The sequence below is a fragment of the Rhodovulum sp. MB263 genome (assembly GCF_002073975.1).
Classification (GTDB): domain Bacteria; phylum Pseudomonadota; class Alphaproteobacteria; order Rhodobacterales; family Rhodobacteraceae; genus Rhodovulum.
Map to the genome: position 1 here is coordinate 275727 of NZ_CP020384.1, position 17081 is coordinate 292807.

A 17081-nucleotide genomic window follows, 5' to 3' on the forward strand; every position below is an offset into this window, starting at 1 on the left:
CCCATGTATCTGTCATGTCGCATGGGATCCCGTGTCCCTCTCCGAGGCCGTGTCCAGTCGGGCGCGGCGCTTTCCGGGGGCGACTGGCGCGGCCGGTTTCGGGCTCCCGGATATCCTGTTGCCGCAGGGCGGAGATACTGTTGAAAAAGTCTCTGAACGGGCGAGACCGGGCAGATCAGCAGAACAACCTCCCGCGAAGCCCCTCCTGAGCAAATGCGTTTTGCCAAGGGGCGGTCTGCAGGGGCAATATTCCAAGATTTCGAGTCATTTTTCGGTTCGCAGAGTTTTTCAACACAATCCGGAGCGGACGGCGCGTGGCACCCGAGGAGACGGCGAGGCCGGGGCCCCGGGGCTCAGTCGTCTGTCCATTCCCAGGGGCGGGTGAAATTGCCCAGAAGATGCACGACCGCCTCGTCCTCCACCGGTCCCTGGCGTTCCAGCCGGGCGACGAGGCCGCGCTTGCGGTCCTCGACCACCTCGCGCACCCGCACCATATGGCCCGCCTCGGCCAGCGCCGCGTCATAGACCCGCTGGATCGCCCGCTTGCGCAGCCCGGGCTTGAACACCTTGCCGACGGCGGTCTTGGGCAATTCGTCGAGGATCTCGATATGCTTCGGGATCGCGGCGCGCTCGTGGATATGTACGCGGGCATGGGCCATCAGATCCTCGGGCGTGACGCTGGCTCCGTCGACGAGCTCGACATAGGCGCAGGGCAGCTCGCCCGAAAAGCTGTCGGGCTGGCCGATGGCGCCGGCGAAGGCCACGTCGTGATGGGACAGCAGCGCCTCCTCGATCTCGGCCGGGTCGATATTGTGCCCGCCCCGGATGATCACGTCCTTGGCGCGGCCGGTGATGAACAGATAGCCATCCTCGTCGATCCGGCCCAGATCGCCGGTGCGCAGGAAGTAGCCATCGGCGAACAGGCCGAGATTCTTCGCCTCTTCGGTATAGGTCGAGCCCGGCACCACCCCGGGGTTGGAGATGCAGATCTCGCCGACCTCGTCGGTCTCGCATTCGCGCTGCACAGTCCCGTCGCCGTCGCATTTCAGGATGCGGATCTCGGTATAGGGGAAGGGCAGCCCGACCGAGCCGATCTTCTTTTGCGAATCCGGCGGGTTGATCGAGACGAGGCAGGTGGCCTCGGTCAGCCCGTAGCCCTCGCAGATGGTGACGCCGGTCGCGGCCTCGAAGCGGTTGTAAAGCTCGACCGGCAGCGGTGCCGAGCCCGAGAAGGCATAGCGGAGCGTCGAGACATCGGCATCGACCTTGCGCTGCATCAGCGCGGCGATGGCGGTGGGCACGGTGATGACGAAGGTCACGCCCCAACGCTCGATCAGCTTCCAGAAATTGTCGAACACGCCCTCGCCGCGATAGCCCGCAGGCGTCGGCATCACGAAATGCGCCCCGGCCGCGACAACCGACATCAGCACCGGATACGCGGCGAAGACGTGAAACAGCGGCAAAGGACAGATCAGCGTGTCATTCTCGCGGAACAGAAGCCTGTGGCCCAGCCAGCCATTGTAGATCATGCCCGACACGCGGTGCTGGGCGACCTTGGGCATGCCGGTGGTGCCGCCGGTATGGAAATAGGCGGCGAAGCGGTCCTCCTCGGGGTCGTCGAAGCTCAGCCGGTCGGCGGGTTCGGCCGCCAGCGCGCGGTGAAAATCCAGCACGTCGGCATGGTAGTGGCCGGGCGATTTCCTGCGGATCAGCGGCACGATCAGCCGCTTGACCCCGGTCAGGTAGCGGACCAGATCGACCTCCAGCACGGTCTGTACCCTGGGAGCGTGCCGCACCGCCTCGGAGACCTTCTCTGCGACATCGGTCTTGGGGAAGGATTTCAGCGTGACCACGACCTTGGCCCCGGTCTCGCGCAGGATCGCGGCGATCTGCTCGGCCTCGAGCAGCGGGTTGATCGGGTTGACGATCCCCGCCACTGCGCCGCCCAGGAAGCAGACCGCGGTTTCGTTGCAGTTGGGCAGGATATAGGCCACCACGTCATCCGGGCCGATCCCGAGGCGGCGGAACAGGTTCGCGGCCTGGGTGATGCGGCCCCGGAACTCGGTCCAGGTCAGCGTCTCGGCCGGATCCTTCGGGCCGGACAGGATCTGGAAGGACACTGCCGGGCGGTCGGGAAAGGCCGCCGCGGTGCGCGTGACGAAGGAATAGATGGTCTTCGGCCGGTCGCGTTCGTTCCACGGCGCCTCGGCGGCAATGGCCAGCCAGTCGCTCCTGGCGGCCTCCATGCTCATGCTGTTCAAGATGTCGTCCTCCCATGCGGCCCGTTGTGATCGGGCCTGCTCTCCCATGGCGCGGAAGGATGGGGCGAAATGCCGCCCTCCGCAAGATGCCCGTGCTGCGGCAACTCGGCGTCCGATCCGGGGCCGTCCGACCGGCAGCAGCCTCATTCTGCCTGTCCGCGACGCTCTGTTCCTTGTCTCCGGTGCCTTGCCGAAGGTGCGGCCCCGGGTCGGACGGGCCGGCGAGATCCGGCTCAGGCGGCGGTCTCGACCCCGGCGGTGAACTGAAGCCTTGCAAGGCGCGCGTAAAGCCCGCCCTCGGCCACCAGCGCGTCATGGGTGCCCTCGGCCACGATCCGGCCGCGGTCCAGCACGACGATCCGGTCGGCCTTCTTCACCGTGGCCAGCCGGTGGGCGATGATGATCGTGGTCCGGGTCGCGGCCATCCGGTCCACGGCTTCCTGCACCGCGCGTTCGGATTCCGCGTCGAGCGCCGAGGTCGCCTCGTCCAGAAGCAGCACCGGCGCGTCGCGCAGGATGGCGCGGGCGATGGCGATGCGCTGTTTTTGTCCGCCCGACAGCATCAGCCCGCGCTCGCCCACCTCGGTGTCGTAGCCCTGCGGCAGCGCGCTCAGGAAATCATGCGCGGCGGCAGCGCGGGCGGCGGCCTCGACCTCGGCATCGGAGGCGCCGGGACGGCCGAAACGGATGTTCTCGCGGGCGCTGGCAGCGAAGATCGCCGGGTCCTGCGGCACCAGCGCCAGACGGCTGCGGAAGGCCTCGCGGCCCAGGCTGCGCAGATCGGCGCCGTCGAACAGCACGCGGCCCTGCTGCGGGTCGTAGAAGCGCAGGATCATCTGCATGACCGTGGTCTTGCCCGCCCCCGAGGGCCCGACCAGCGCCACCGTCTCGCCGGGGCGGACGGTCAGGTCTATGCCGTTCAGCGCCGGGCTGTCGGGCCGGGTCGGATAGGAGAAGCGCACATTCTCGAAGCGGATCTCGCCCTGCGCGGGTTCGGGCAGGGGCGCCGGGGCCTCGGGATCGGTCACGCTGTCCTGCGCGGTCAGCAGCTCGACCAGCCGCTCGGTGGCGCCCGCGGCGCGCTGCAATTCGCCCCAGATCTCGGTCATCGCCGCGACCGCGCCCGCGACCATCACCGAATAGATCACGAACTGCACCAGCTCGCCCACGCTCATCTCGCCCGCCCGGACGTCATGGGCCCCGACCCAGAGCACGCCGACGATGCCCGCGAAGACGAGGAAGATCACGATCACCGTCATCACCGCCCGGGTGCCGATCCGCTGGCGGGCCGCGATGAAGCTCTGCTCGGTCACGCCCCGGAACTGCGCCCGCGCCCGTGCCTCGTTGGTGAAGGCCTGCACCGTCTGCACCGACAAGAGCGCCTCGGAGGCATTGCCCGACGAGGCCGCGATCCAGTCCTGGTTCTCGCGGCTGAGCCGTCTCAGCCGGCGCCCCAGAAGCACGATCGGCACGATCACCGCGGGCACCAGCAGCAGCACCAGCCCCGACAGCTTGGTCGCGGTCGCCAGCATCAGCACCAGCGCGCCGAAGAAGACGAGGATGTTGCGCAGCGCGAAGGAGGCCGAGGAGGACAGCACCGACAGGATCAGCGTTGTGTCGGTGGTGATCCGGCTCAGCACCTCGCCGGTCATGGTCTTTTCGTAGAAGGCCGGGCTCATGCCGATCATGCGGTCGAAGACGGCGCTGCGGATATCGGCCACGACCCGCTCGCCCAGCCGGGTGACAAGGTAGTAGCGCAGCGCGGTGCCGACGGCCAGCAGCACCACGATCGCGAGCGCCAGCCCGAAATAGCGGTCAAGCAGCGCCGCGGTGTCGGTGTCGAAGGCGTCGACCACTTGGCGCACCGCCACCGGCATCGCCAGATAGACGATGGCGGTCAGGACCAGCGCGGCAAGCGCGGCCGCCAGCATCCGCCGATAGGGCGCGACGAAGGGCCAGAGCGCGGCAAGCGCGCCGATCCGTTTCGATCTTGCGCGGTCGTCCTGTGGCTGGGGGGCTGGCGGCATGGGGCACTCCTTGGCTCCCTGCGCAGGTAGTGGGCGAAGGGGGGGCGGTCAACCGGCCAGCGCTGCCCCGCCGGATCGGCCGAGGGGTGCCGCCGCCCTGCGGTCGGGCCGCGCCTGCCCTCAGGTTCCGTGTTCAGGAATTTCCGACGATTTCCGCCACACGGTCCGAGATTTCCTCGAAGCGCTGGCGCAGGACCGTGTCGTCGAAGGGTTCGAGGTCGGGCAGTTGCCGGGTCATGATCTCGCCGAACAACCGGTCGGTCTCGTCGATGAAGTTGAGTACGTTCATCGAGTTCACCGCGGTGTCATAGGTCGAATAGGTGACGTCGAGCCAGGACCGGGCCTTCTCCATCGCCTCGGCCGAGCGTGCCTTCTGGCGGTCGAGGATCCGTTCGTAGCGTGCGATCACATCGAGCGAGAGCGCGTTGGCGGCGATGTTCTTGGCGTAGATGTCCTGCTGTTCGGGCGTGGCCGTGGCCATCCGCTCGCGGGCAAAGGCGACGGTGGCGTCGATCTCGCCCTTGATGGTCCCGAGCGCGGGCAGATATTCCTCGTCGAGCCGGCGCATGTATTCGCGATGCACCATCACCTGCAGCTCGGCCATCACCACGAAGACCCCGTAATACTGGATCTGCATCGCCGGCGAGGGCGAGGTCTCGGCCATCAGCGCCTTCAGCTCGTCGGTGATCTTGCGGGTGATGTCGAAGACCGCGAACATCCGCAGCAGATCGTCGCCATCGGCGCGCGAGGTCAGGCTGTCGATCTCGTCGGGGCCAAGGGCGGCGCCCGCCTCGGCAAAGCTCTGCTGCAGCGCCTGCTTGCGCGCGGCGACCTCGCCGTCGAGCGCGGTGGCCTCGGCCTCGCGGCTGGCGATCCGCTCCTCGATCCGGTCGGTCTCGTCGGGATCGGGGGCGGGGGCCTTCCGGGCGAGATAGAGATCGCGGCGCAGCACCTCGATCTCGCGCCCGAGGCCGGCGATCTCGGCCCTCAGCCGCCGGATCTCCTCGATGGCGCCGACATTGCCGTCCTGCAGAAGCGCCTTCTCGATCTCGAGCACCAGCGCGTCGACATCGCGTTCGAGGCCCTTGGTCGAGCGGCCCAGCAGCCGGAAGCCGCCTTGCGCGCGGCTGTCCTCGATGCGGTCATGCAACTCGGTGAGGTTCTCGCCGCCCTCGATCAGCCGGTCGAGATGCTGTTCGAGCGGGGTGCCGGGGGGCTTGGCCTCCCAGAGCGTCCAGGCGGCAGCCGGTTGCCCCGCGATGGCGACGAGGCAGGCCAGGGCGACGATCGGGCGGAGGAAGGGGACGGTCATGCGCGCGCTTTCGGAGGGCGGACCCGGGATCCGCACGGTCGGACGGAAGATACAGCCTAGCACGGATCGCCCGGCCGCGCATCCTTCGCCGGTGCGCGGCAGTGTCTCGGTCCGGGGCCCGGGACGAGGACCGTCGCCGCCAGCATCGGGCCGGAGCAGGCCCGGACGCCGCGACAGGGTTGCCTTCGGGTGCCGGGCGTTGCGATCCCCGCCCCGGCGCCTTAAGGCCGCAGGCGGGCGGTTGCTGCATAAAGGCCACCGTTCGGGATCGGGTCCGGCCTCCAGGATTGACAGTTTGCATTCCATGGCTAGGTTCTCCTCATGGTCACGCATGAGCTCTTTTTCCGGTTTCTGCTTCTGAACCGCCCGGGTCCCCGGGCGGTCTGCGCTTAGGCGCGTCTTCGACCTTCCGGGGCTTTCTCACATCCTTGAATTGAGAATGCGGCCTTCGCCGCCCTCGGAGACACATCATGACCATCACCAGGATCACGCATCTGCCTCCTGGCAGTGACTTTCGGGAGCTGTTCCCGCGCTCCTCTGTCGAGACCGGTTTTCTTCTCATGGCTGCAGACCGGCTGGGCATCGAACGCCTGCTTCGCCATGACGGCACCAGGAATGCGGCAAATCCCGCGCTTCTGAACGGGTTCCTGCGCCACAAGCTGAGGATCTCGCGCGCGGCTCCCGAGCCGGCACCGCCCGGGCTTGTCGTCGCCGGTTGCCATGTCACCTACATGATCAGCGGCGAGGGCGCACGCTCGGGCCTGCTGACCATCAGCCCGGTGCCGGGGCCGGGGCATCTTTCCATTGCGTCGCTTCTCGGCGCGACCCTGATGGGGATGCGGAAGCTGCAGAAGGTTCCGCTCTTGCGGGATGACGGCCGGATCGAGACGGTCGTCGTGCTGGATGTCGGCCTGCCGCCGGGTCGCCACGCGGCCTGAGCGCCCTTCCGCCACCGGCGTACCGAGTAATCGCCGTTTCACGACATATCAGCGCCCTCAGTGGCGGAAAGGAAAGCTCAATGACCGAGCAACATACCCCCTCACGCGGCACCGGGCGGCGGCCCAGGGTCGTCATCTCTGCCGACAGCCTGGACAGGCTCGAAGCTCTTGCGCAGGGCGCGATCCAGCGCAACCCCGAGCTGGCCGACCGGCTGCTCGGCGAGCTTGGCCGGGCCCGTATCGTTCCCGTCGCGAAACTGCCCCCGGACGTGGTGGCGATCGGCCGCGCGGTCACCTATCGCGACGAATCGACCGGTCAGGAGAAGACGGTCACGCCGGTCTTTCCCGAGGCGGCCGACATCTCCAGTGGCCGGGTCTCGGTCCTGACGCCGATCGGGATCGCGCTGATCGGCCTGGCCGAGGGGGCATCGCTGCCCTGGGATACCAGGGACGGAAAGCGGCGGGTGCTGACGGTGCTCCGGGTCGCGCCGGAAGAGGTCGCCGAGGGGCTGGCGGCAGGATGATCCGCTGTTCCCGAGGGCTGGCCGAGGCCCATGACCGGCCCGGAAGGGGTCGCGCGATGCGTTGACGACGCCAGGAGGCTCCTTCCGGGACATCGACTGCCAATGCTCTGGCGTCCTTACCTCCCATCGAAAGAGGCTCTCATGAACCGTCCCCTTCCTCCTGTCTGCCCGTCCTGCAAGGCACCGCTTCCCCGCGCGGCCGCACATCGCTGCCCCAGCTGCCGGCACGTCCTTGACGGCGGGCCCTTTCTCATCCGGGTTTCCTGCCGCCGCTGCGGCGCGGCCGTCGAGCGCCGCGCCGGCGCCTCAGCGACCTGCCTCCGATGCCGGTCCACGCGTCCCTCCCGGCTTCTGCAACAGGGCTGACCAGAGGGGGCCGGCCGGTTTTCCGGCGGCCGCTCCGGCCGTCGGCGGGCTGGCCGGCACGCCATTCGCGCCGCCCGATTGCAGGGCGGCGCGGTATGTTTCGGCCTGTCCTGGATGATTGGCTTCATGCGGAATTCCGGGGCTCGAAATGGCATCGGAGCGCTGTTGCGCGGTGAGTCGCAGCGGCGCTTTCCTTTGCCCGACGGGTATTCCCGGGCGTCTTTCGGCGTGGTCCTGGGGTGGCCCTGCATGGAGCGGATCGTGCCGGATATGAGCCAGTCTTCCGACACGCGCCGCGCCTCGTTCCGCGGCAAGCGGCCCCATCCTGCATGATCCGCTTCAATGAGGCTTGCTGTTTTCTCTGGGGAAGCGTATGTCCGGCGGTGGGACACCCCTCCCAACGAGGGGCGCTGTCATTTCTATTTTCTCCTTCTTTTTCAAATGGCTGATAGCTTCTTGCTCGTTTCTTGCACCGTTTTTGCACCGAAAAGCACATTGGTGACGCTCGGGTCTTTCATCGCGTGAGCGTAGGTGCGCAGCACCGTTGTTGCGTCCTTCCATCCGCCCATATCCGCCACGGTCTTCACGTCGATACCGGCCTGCAGCATGGAAGTGGCAAAGCCGTGCCGACAGCAGTGCGGTGTAAGGCGCTCGATCTTCGCCCGCTTGCAAACATTGTTCCAAGGCCCCCGAACGCTGCCCCTCCCGGCGTAGCCGAACACGGGCTCATCCGGATTCCGGTTGCTAGGAATATTCGCTAGCGAGACCACAACTTCGGGCGGCAGATGTGCGATGCGCTTCCAAGGTGTCGGCTTGAACAGGTGCAACTCGACCCTTGCCGCGCTGAGGTCAACATAGCGCCAAGTCAGGTTGCATGCCTCCCCAACCCTCGCCGCCGTGCCGAACATGAACAGGCAGAGCGCGCCAAGATGCGCGAGCCCGTCTTCCTCGGCTTGTGACGAGAAGGCGCGCACCCACTCCAACGTTGCTGGCGTCTTCACCTCGGGCGTTTCGGTGTAGCGTTTCACCGAAATGCGCTGGCACCATCCGAACCCCGCCGCGTGGTTTATTGCAGCCTGCGTTGGCTTGATCACCTGCCGGTTCCAAGTCGGCTCGTTCGCATTTGGGTATATTTTCTTGGCCGCTTGCCTGATCAACTCCGGTGTCACGTCTTCAACGAGAGTGTCTTTCCAGTGCTCCGCCAGCTTGAGAAGAAACCGTGCGGGCTTATCCGCGTCCAAATATGCCGTGAAGACTTGCGCCATGGTCAACCCGGCCCCCGGCCCATCGAAACGACGTTGCCACGCTTGGGCTTCGGTTTCCGCTTTGATCCGCTCCGCGATTTTTCGGTCAGTCGTTTTTGTAGACTGATAAAACTTCCTTCCGGCAACAGTCCCTCGGACGTACCAGGCGCCGTTGCGCTGGAACAGCTTGAGCGACATTTCATGGCCTCCGTGATCTTTTCGACATGCTCCGGAAAGAGGATCATCTTTTGGCCCAGCTTGGCAAACGCGCCAAGCGCCCGCGCCTCGCCCTTCATGGTCCTCTCCGACACACCGAAATGCGCCGCCAAATCGGCGGGCGTGGTGTAGTCAGGGAAGAGCACGGGCGAAGTCATCAATCGTCGCTCTCCCCGCTTTCAGCGAGATATTTGCGGATTGTGGCGGGGCGGCGTACCATCGTCATGCCTCCCCCAAATCGAGCGCGATTACGGCAATCTTGCCCGTGCGCGGGTCGATCTCGCCCCAACCCATCGGGATTTCGGCGCCGCAGCAGGCTTTGAGCACGCGCGCCACGTCTGCTTGGGTGAAGCTGGTCGGTTTGCAGGCCATGTGCAGTTCTCCTTGCTGCGTTTCTATGGCGGAGCGAAGAGTGCGCCGGTCAGACGTTGCTGTTCGGGTTTTCCATCGCGTAGCCGCCCGCATGAAGGCGCTTGAGCAGGCGCGAGAAGATCGCGCTATAATCAACGACGATGTAGGCTCCGGCGTCGGCCCCTTCCGAAATCAGCTTGCCAAGCGTGGCGCCCACATTGAGCGACCCGTAGGCGATTTCCATGACGAGATCGTTCCCTTTTCGGCTGGCGCCAACGAAGTAGGGCGCGGCGTTGCTTTCGATGATCTCCGCCAGCATCTGGACGGCAAAGGAACAGGCCGAAGAGGCAACGTCCTGATTTCCTGTCCCGCCCGAGACCTCGGCGAAGACCGCTACCGAAAACAGCTCGGACAGCGTGAAGCGGTGCCAGCCCTCGCTTGCCCCGAGGTCGAAGAACCCCTTGCGACGCCAGCTCTGCACGGTGTTGAGGTTGGTTTCGGTCAGTGAGGCGACTTCGGAAACCGTGAAGCGCTGATTGGTGAATTCCATTTTTTTGATCTCCAGATCTCGATACATGTATCCAGGTACATGATTTCGATACCCGTCTAAGGACTCGCAGTCAAGATGTGTGTTACCGCACATGATTTACCCATACGGGCAGCGCCAATGACCAAACGTTCCTCACCACGCCGACGGCGCGACCCCGACCAACAGGCGCGCTTCCTTCCAGATCATGCTGGTCTCCCAGTCTGCGCCGCACTTTCCGCACACGGTTTCGACGATCACCTTGGCTGCGAAGTCGGCAGCACAGGTGCTTGGAAGAGACATCATCTCATCCTCGATCTTGTTCGAATGCCGGTAGAAGAGCAGGTCCAGCTCTGCGTCTTCGCCGCTTCCAGTCGCATTGCAGACATGCCGCCTGGCGGCATCGAGGATCGCACGATGCCGATGGAAGAGCCTCAGGATCTGCGATTGGTCGGCTTCGGCCTTCGTCATCGTGGGCACAGCCAGCGTTGCGGCGGAGAAGAAAGTCCGACGTTTCATGCCCTCGCCTCCATCAGGCGGAGGGTGTGCCGCAGGGCCGTGCGCAGATAGCTGCGGGCCTCGCGCTCGCTCTGAGAGTATCGGCCCGGCCGCTCCGTCGCATCGAGAGCGAGGGCCAAGCAGTCGTGGATTTCATACAGGCGTGCAGCAGGCAAAGCCGTGACGGCTGCCGGAAACGGGTTCGGCATTCTGGGCTCCATTGATATGCGGTGGCGGTTTCGCTACAGTGTCCTCACGATAACAACCAAATCGCTACTGTAAAGCGAATTCTACACGGTGACGCGAAAATGACACCTGCGCAGTGCCGAATGGCCCGGTCTGGTTTGTCTATGGGAGTGCGCGAGTTGGCAGAGGCCGCAGGCGTCTCAACCAACACGATTACGCGCCTAGAGAAGGGCGAGGCGCTGAAACCGCGGACGCTTGAAGCGATTCAATCTGCGTTTGAGGCCGCCGGTGTCGAGTTCATTCCCGAGAACGGCGGCGGGCCAGGAGTTCGGCTTAAGAAGTGAACAATCAGCCCGAAGCAGACGACCGCTTCCCCCTTCCGTCTTACTTGGCGGCCGTTGGTACGGGCGGAAAGTGGTCATTCGCTGCACACCCTCAAAGGCCGTCGCTTACCTTTGAAGATCGTCGGCCTTCGGTAGCTGACGCGCTGGAAATTTACGTTGCCATGTCTCAATGAGAAAGAGCGCGGCAGTGCTCGCCGCATGGATCGACAAACGGGCGATCCGCGCGTCGACACGCGCGAAGCCCTTTTCGCGACCATGGGCATCGCCGCCATGTGTTCGGAGAGCCCCTACACCGCATACCACCGTGGTCAGTCCGGAAAGAACCTGCCTCACATCATTTGCGATTAGGGGATCAATATCTGAACGATCAGGCGACAGTCCAAGAGGCTGCTTCACGGCATTATAGAGCCCCTGCACATCCTTCTTGGCAGGAAGCGGCTCGCCAAGTTCGACCAAAATCGACCGGCACACGCTTTCGACCGTGCTGCACGCGGCGGTGACAGCATCCTCCGGATCGGTGGCAGCACTTGCGAGGGCGCGTTCCAGATCACGGCTCACCGTGTCGAAGTCGATCACCTCGGATAGCCCGGCAAGCTCTGAGAGAACCGGCACGCCTTTGCCTGCTTCGACCAGGCGCATCCGCCCTCCCTGCTGCTGAATCTCGAAGCCGTCAAAGCGCAATGCGCGGTTAAGGTGGTCGAGTACGGCTGTATGGCGTTCTGGCTCATGGATGAAGTCGCGAGGATCGGCCGCTGCCTCAATGATACGCGGGAGCACATCCTCGGGCTGGAAACTATTGTTGATTTTGATGAGGCACTGGACCAGGGATGGCAGGCGGGAGCCGTCCACGCTGAAATCGACGTTGCAGGCGCGCATGAACTTCTCGATCTGCGGGCCACTACGATAAAGCCCAATAGGTGGCGGAGCATCCGCATAAGCAGCCCCGCCGCTGATGACATCGGCCAAGGCGTCTATGCTTTGGGGTGACAACGGGAAGGACATGTTTCTGTGGCTATTCTACCGGACGATTTCGTATGCAGCGGCTCGGAGCAGACCAGCAAGCACAGTTGCGCGAGTCCCCCCGTTCATCTGGGATTTGAGATAGTGTCCAGCTTGCTGCACACGATTGACACCGCGGCGCAGCCCCGTGGGATGCAGCGCCCCAAGCGCGAGGACGTCATTGAGCCGATCAAGCGAGCTTTTGCTCCTATGAGCAAGATTGTTCCTGAAGGCGATTGTTAGATCAATGATCGCTTTTTGCTGAGCAATTAGGCGAGTGAAGCGTTCGACATGGGCAGCAATAAGCCATTGTTTCGCTCTGCCTTCGATAGCAGCATAGGTCGGGAAGGAGGTGTTTCGTCCCGAGGGGTCGAGCACGGTTTTCAGTTCATCTTTGGTGAGGTGGCGTTGCGACTTAAACTCAGCGAAGCTGTCGAAAGCAGCGGCAGCCTTTTGATTTGATTGCAGGGCCTCTCGAACGCTCGTTTCCAAGTGCTGCATGACCCGTGAGCAGTCGCGGTTTGCATATGCGAAAATCAAGTCGTTGGCGAACCCTTCGAACAGCACACCCAGAGTGAGTGCGTAGTTCTCCGTGGCGATTTTGCGGTCCTGGACGGCAGTCAGAGCGCCCCAAGAGCTATTGTAGAACCGAGCCTGCTCAGCGAGTTGGTCTGCAAAGTCACTCCAGACGCCTTCAGGATCAATCTTCCGCATGTTTCCTCGCACACAAGCTCTCAATTCGCGGCAAGGTCGCCTTGCGGAGGCGCTGATTGGGCAGCATGCCCTACCGAGATCCGAAAATGGCAAAGGCTCGGGCGACACTCAGGGGCAATTAACCCTGCCTTTTGAATAGACAGATAATACCCACATTTAGGCTTGCTGCAACTGCGGCATCTACTCTCTGCCTCAAGGTCTGCTCAGGGCCGAGGTGTATCGTCGGCGCGAGGCGCGACGGCCTGATCGCAGTGTCCGATTTTCACATCGGCTGATCGAAGACAGGCCGGGGCGTTTCCGCACCCCGGCCCGATGCCCGCCGCGCCCTGACGAAAACCCAGGCCGCGGGCTGTCGGGGTTCTTCGCCCACCATGCGGGACACTCGCCGACTTGCCCCAATCGCGTTTGCGGACCCCTCCCGCCAGGTGCGATCCCCCCTGCCGCGTCAGAGCCGCCGCACGCGGCTCTGAGCATCCTTTTGGGCCGATTGCCGGATCACGCGCCGGGGTTCTTGTACCAGGCGCGGTGATCGACGAACCCGGCCCCGAAATCGAGGCGCACCTTGAACTCGCTGGCATCGGTCTCGAAGCCGTCGCGGGTGAAGATCTGCGGTCCCGAAGCCCCATCCAGATAGGCGTGCTGCAGCGCATCGGGACGGCCCGGCAAGGCGGCGATGTACCAGGCCGCCGGGTCCGTCAGGTTGGCATCGGCCAGAACCGTCAGCTTCTGCTGGAACGGGTTCACATCGTCGGCCGACGCGGCCGAGATTTCGGCCACCAGCCGTTCGGCCTGCGTTTCCAGCTCGGGCGGCACGATCAACAGCGCGGGGTCCACCCGGATCGCCTCGCCCGCCAGCCCCTTCTGACGGCGCATCGCCGTGCGCGCGAGGGACAGCGAGGCAATGGAGAGGGTCGCGCCGGTCTCGGCCAGGTTGCCGTGATCGGCATGGAAGAGGGCCTTGCCGTCCGACATAGCCGGACCCGTGCCGCCATTCGCCTCGAGGAGCCCGGCGAAGATGCGCGCTTCGGTGAGCGCCGCGCCCTGACCGAACATGCGGGCGCTCTGCTCGAACGCGCCGAGGTCGTCGTTCACGATGGCCTGCCGGGTCAGGGTGAAGATCTTGCCATAGGTCTCCAGAACGAAGGCCTCGCCCGCGTCGGTGATCTGGCCCTGCCCGAACTCGCCGTTTTCCAGCACCTTCGCCAGCTCGACACCGCCCGAGACGCGGACGGTGTTGATCGGGCGGAAGTCCGGGGCCGAAACTTCGCGGGACGCTTTCTTGATTTGCGACTCGGCAGCCTCGTAGGCCGTCAGCAATACCTTGTTCGAGGCAATCGCCAGGGCGGCCCTGAAATCGTCGGTGCCCATCGCACCGCCCCACATCATGGCATGGCGCCGCCCCCGGACGTAGCCGCCGCCGGCCGAAATCTTGGCAATGTCGTCCAGCCGCATGGCCACGAACTCCCGACCATGGGTCGGCACATGCCCGGCTTGCATCCGCGCCAGGAGGCCGTCCGCCATCGCGTCGGCCCGAGACGGGGTATCCTCAACAAAGGCCAATGCGCTGGGGCGAACCGGCGGCTCATTGCGGGCCATGAGGGCCATCGCCTCTTCCCCGGCGACCCGTGCGATTTCCTGCGTGATCGCCGCCGGGTCCGTTCCCGGAACGGCAATACCGGCCATCACCGCGCGTTTCGCGATCGACATCAGCGCGGCCTGGTTCAGCAGCTCCCCCCGGACGAACGGCACGGACGCCTCCCGGAAGCTGGCCAGACCGGCGGCGACGGCCTCGGCCTGCGCCGCGCCGACGCCGGTTTCGGCCATCAGGTCCGCGAACTCGGCCGAGAGCCCCGCCTTGAACGCCACGCCACGCATCTGCGCCAAGTGGCGGGCAGAGGGCTGGCCATTCGGGACGGCCCCGGCCGACCCGCTGGCGGGCGCACCCGAGGGGGCGCCTTCGGCCCGTGCAATGCCAGCGCCGCGCAGACCGATCCGCTTGGGATGCTGCGCGGGGTTGAGGGCGACGGCGCCCCGGATTTCTTCAGCGATCATGGTGATCCTCGCTTTCGATGCGGGCGAGACGGTCGCCCAGCCGGTCCCCTCGGGACAACAACAACCCGAACCGTCAAGGTTCTGGTTTTTCAGTGACTTGAAGGCATCGGGGTGCGAATTACCCCCGTGCAGACCCGTGCCGGGAAGGACCCGCCACCGGCTTTTGAAGTGAAGAAGGGTGAAACCGACGGTCATCAGATCGCACCGTCCGGCCATCTGACCGCTTTGCAGCGGAGGCCACTGGTGCAGCGCCTGCCTTTGGGTGTTTCCCAGGTCAGCACCGCGCTTTCTCTGCCATCGACCCGCGTGTAGGGCGCGATCGCCACAAGCTTGAGCAGGCGTCCCCGGTAGTACCGGATCGTCGTTCCAAGCGACGGCGCCTCATCGAACTGGATGGGATATTGATCCACCATCACGCGCCCCCCCGAGACTGACCGGGACAAACAGTCCGGGTCCGGGCGTGGTCCGGGGAGGGAAGGTATATATATTTATATATATACCTTTCCCCCTCCTGTCCCGTCCCACCATACGCCGTGCGGCCTTTGCCCCGACCAACCGGGACAAGAGATTGGTTGGCGTATTGTCCTGCATTTTCATTGTCTTGGCGGAAGTCGGGACAAGCGGGACAAGCCGGGACAAAGCCCATTGTCCCACCACACCGGGACAAGGCGGGACATGCCGGGACAAGAGACGTTGTCCCGGTCATTGCACCACCCACACCAGGTCGTCCCGCACGACGATTTCCCGCGCGGTTTCAAGCTCTTCCCTGCACCGGTTGAACGCCCGCTTGCGCGTGTCCCGGTTCTCGGAGGCGGACAGCTCGCCTTCGGCCATGCAGGCATCGCGCCACAGATCGAAGCTCACGCCAGCGTGGCTCGGATACTGCGGCTTGCGGTGAATCTCGCCACGGTCCTCGATCAGCCTGTTGAGGAGCGACAGGGCCTTTCGCGCCGCTTCGCTCACGCCCGCGCGTCCCGCCTCTGCGGGCACCGCCGGGTCAACCAGACAGGTCGTGACGGGATCGCCGTCCTGGTCGAGGCCAAGCTCGACCTGCCGGAGCTGATAGCAGAAGCGATAGCCGGTCGGCCCGTCGCGCTGCTTTGTCACTTCGGCGGTGATCTGCCCCAGGTCGTCCCGGGACAGTTCGATTTCGGTGTCGATTGCGGCACGAAGGGACGAATGCCCCCGCGCCCCGCGCCCGGTGTCCTTGCCGGTATGGTGCACCAGCATGACATGCGCCCCGGTGACGCGCCGGATCAGGTCGAGATTGCGCACCAGGTCGGCAATATCGGGCGCCGCGTTCTCATCCCGGCCCCCCATCACCCGCGCCATCGTGTCGATGACGATCATGTCGAAACCAGCGCCGCCCACGGCCGAGAGGTGTTGCAGCACTTCGGTCAGCGGCCCGGCCGCGCTGTCAGTTCCGGTCAGCGTGATCGGGACCGACAGCACGAAGAATTCGGGATCATCGAGCGCCGCCACCCGGTTCGCGAAGCCGCCGCCGCCCTCGGCCGCGATATAGAGGACGCGGCCCTTGTTCACCCGCCGGTCTCCCCAGCTGCGCCCCTTGGCGACATGGTGCGCCAGATCCAGGGCCAGGAACGACTTTCCGCTGTTGGACGGGCCGTAGAGGACGGACAGGGCCGACTGGTCGAGCCAGCCCTTGACCAGATACGGGCGGGCCAGGCAGGGCGACAGATCCGCCGCCCAGGTCGTGGCCCCCAGCAAGGACAGGGCGCGGGGCTTCAAGCGCGCACGATTGCCATAAAGATGGCTGACCGCGCCCTCGGAAGCGCCTTCGGTCCCTTTTGTCGGATCTTTGGTCATGGCCGCTCGTTCCTCTGCGACGGCCTCAGGCCGCGTTTCCAGTCCAGCCATTCCGCACCGCGAGCCGCACCAGCTCGGGCGGCGGGGCCTTGAAGCGCGTGTAGTCGAACGCCGCCACCGGCTCGGATTGGAAAGCCTCCTCGTCGCCAAAGAGGCGGTCGCAGAAGTTGAGCGCCAAAGCCTCGTCGGCGGTCATCCAGGTTTCCGCCGCCATCCAGGCGCGGATACGCTCGACCGGATGGCCCGTGGCCCGGGCGTAGGCTTGCGCATAGGTCTCGGAAATCTTGTCCAGCATGCCCGCCTCGCGGCGCAGGTCGTCTGCGGTTCCCCAGGCGAGATTGGACGGCTCATGGATCATCAGATGCGCCGCGCGGTGCATGGCGATCTCGGCCGCCCCCATCACCAGGAGCGACGCGGCAGACGCCGCCACGCCCAAGACTTCCACCCGCACCTGCCCATGCTGTTCGAGCTGCGCCAGGATCGCGGCCCCATCCGAGGCAATCCCGCCATAGGAGTTGACGGCGATCACCACCGGCACGCCCGCATTGTCGTCCAGGAAGGCGCCGATCCGGGGCGGGGTATTCTCGCCCTCGCCAATCGGCCCGTAGATATGAAGGGTTTCGGTCATTCTGACACCTGAGCTTCGGGGGGCTGTTGCGGTTGCGCCGAGGGAGCGGCGGGGCTCGACCGCAGGCG

At 65.2% G+C, this 17081-nt stretch carries 17 protein-coding genes; 4 read left to right on the forward strand and 13 right to left on the reverse strand.

Going from position 1 to position 17081, the window contains the following annotated elements:
- Positions 1 to 353: 353 nt before the first annotated feature.
- The 3 genes from B5V46_RS01415 to B5V46_RS01425 form a co-directional block, all read right to left on the reverse strand.
- Positions 354 to 2252 carry an acyl-CoA synthetase gene (locus B5V46_RS01415; protein WP_080614934.1) on the reverse strand — a complete coding sequence of 633 codons (1899 nt, stop codon included), beginning with the start codon at positions 2250 to 2252 and terminating at the stop codon, positions 354 to 356.
- A gap of 242 nt (positions 2253 to 2494) precedes the next feature.
- On the reverse strand, positions 2495 to 4288 hold the full coding sequence (locus B5V46_RS01420) for an ABC transporter transmembrane domain-containing protein (protein ID WP_080614935.1): 1794 nt from the start codon (positions 4286 to 4288) through the stop codon (positions 2495 to 2497).
- A 133-nt stretch (positions 4289 to 4421) separates the two neighbouring features.
- Positions 4422 to 5600, reverse strand: a complete 1179-nt coding sequence (locus B5V46_RS01425; protein WP_080614936.1) for a hypothetical protein — start codon at positions 5598 to 5600, stop codon at positions 4422 to 4424.
- Positions 5601 to 6070: 470 nt separating this feature from the next.
- Here B5V46_RS01425 and B5V46_RS01430 point away from each other — a divergent pair, with 470 nt between their 5' ends.
- The 3 genes from B5V46_RS01430 to B5V46_RS19440 all read left to right on the forward strand — a co-directional run bounded on the left by B5V46_RS01430 (position 6071) and on the right by B5V46_RS19440 (position 7761).
- A complete protein-coding gene (locus B5V46_RS01430; RefSeq protein ID WP_080614937.1) occupies positions 6071 to 6538 on the forward strand; it encodes a hypothetical protein in 468 nt (155 codons plus the stop codon).
- 80 nt (positions 6539 to 6618) lie between these two features.
- Complete coding sequence (gene rnk, locus B5V46_RS01435) at positions 6619 to 7062, forward strand: nucleoside diphosphate kinase regulator (protein ID WP_080614938.1); 444 nt, start codon at positions 6619 to 6621, stop codon at positions 7060 to 7062.
- A gap of 480 nt (positions 7063 to 7542) precedes the next feature.
- A complete protein-coding gene (locus tag B5V46_RS19440; protein ID WP_155773880.1) occupies positions 7543 to 7761 on the forward strand; it encodes a hypothetical protein in 219 nt (72 codons plus the stop codon).
- A 104-nt stretch (positions 7762 to 7865) separates the two neighbouring features.
- On the opposite strand, the gene B5V46_RS01440 is transcribed toward B5V46_RS19440, so the two are convergent.
- The 4 genes from B5V46_RS01440 to B5V46_RS01450 form a co-directional block, all read right to left on the reverse strand.
- Positions 7866 to 8870 carry a site-specific integrase gene (locus B5V46_RS01440; protein WP_080614939.1) on the reverse strand — a complete coding sequence of 335 codons (1005 nt, stop codon included), beginning with the start codon at positions 8868 to 8870 and terminating at the stop codon, positions 7866 to 7868.
- A gap of 240 nt (positions 8871 to 9110) precedes the next feature.
- Positions 9111 to 9260 carry a hypothetical protein gene (locus tag B5V46_RS19445; protein ID WP_155773881.1) on the reverse strand — a complete coding sequence of 50 codons (150 nt, stop codon included), beginning with the start codon at positions 9258 to 9260 and terminating at the stop codon, positions 9111 to 9113.
- A 49-nt stretch (positions 9261 to 9309) separates the two neighbouring features.
- Positions 9310 to 9816, reverse strand: coding sequence for a hypothetical protein (locus B5V46_RS01445; protein ID WP_196774307.1), 507 nt, complete (start codon positions 9814 to 9816; stop codon positions 9310 to 9312).
- 105 nt (positions 9817 to 9921) lie between these two features.
- The gene (locus B5V46_RS01450; RefSeq protein WP_080614941.1) at positions 9922 to 10284 is read right to left on the reverse strand and encodes a hypothetical protein; all 363 of its coding nucleotides are present in this window, start codon (positions 10282 to 10284) and stop codon (positions 9922 to 9924) included.
- 308 nt (positions 10285 to 10592) lie between these two features.
- Here B5V46_RS01450 and B5V46_RS01460 point away from each other — a divergent pair, with 308 nt between their 5' ends.
- Entirely contained in the window at positions 10593 to 10793 is a 201-nt protein-coding gene (locus B5V46_RS01460; RefSeq protein WP_075781133.1) for a helix-turn-helix transcriptional regulator, read from the forward strand.
- A 105-nt stretch (positions 10794 to 10898) separates the two neighbouring features.
- On the opposite strand, the gene B5V46_RS01465 is transcribed toward B5V46_RS01460, so the two are convergent.
- From B5V46_RS01465 to B5V46_RS01490, 6 genes are all read right to left on the reverse strand, one after another.
- Complete coding sequence (locus B5V46_RS01465) at positions 10899 to 11759, reverse strand: abortive infection family protein (protein ID WP_196774309.1); 861 nt, start codon at positions 11757 to 11759, stop codon at positions 10899 to 10901.
- A 51-nt stretch (positions 11760 to 11810) separates the two neighbouring features.
- Positions 11811 to 12506 (reverse strand): hypothetical protein, encoded by a 696-nt coding sequence (locus tag B5V46_RS01470; protein WP_080614944.1) that lies wholly within the window; start codon positions 12504 to 12506, stop codon positions 11811 to 11813.
- A gap of 495 nt (positions 12507 to 13001) precedes the next feature.
- Positions 13002 to 14753 carry a Mu-like prophage major head subunit gpT family protein gene (locus B5V46_RS01475; RefSeq protein ID WP_196774310.1) on the reverse strand — a complete coding sequence of 584 codons (1752 nt, stop codon included), beginning with the start codon at positions 14751 to 14753 and terminating at the stop codon, positions 13002 to 13004.
- Positions 14753 to 14971, reverse strand: coding sequence for a hypothetical protein (locus B5V46_RS01480; RefSeq protein WP_080614946.1), 219 nt, complete (start codon positions 14969 to 14971; stop codon positions 14753 to 14755). The genes B5V46_RS01475 and B5V46_RS01480 overlap by 1 nt, the downstream gene beginning before the upstream one ends.
- Before the next feature lie 289 nt (positions 14972 to 15260).
- The gene (locus tag B5V46_RS01485) at positions 15261 to 16385 is read right to left on the reverse strand and encodes a helicase RepA family protein (protein ID WP_196774311.1); all 1125 of its coding nucleotides are present in this window, start codon (positions 16383 to 16385) and stop codon (positions 15261 to 15263) included.
- Between the two features lie 25 nt (positions 16386 to 16410).
- Complete coding sequence (locus B5V46_RS01490; protein ID WP_080614948.1) at positions 16411 to 17013, reverse strand: head maturation protease, ClpP-related; 603 nt, start codon at positions 17011 to 17013, stop codon at positions 16411 to 16413.
- Between the last annotated feature and the right edge of the window lie 68 nt (positions 17014 to 17081).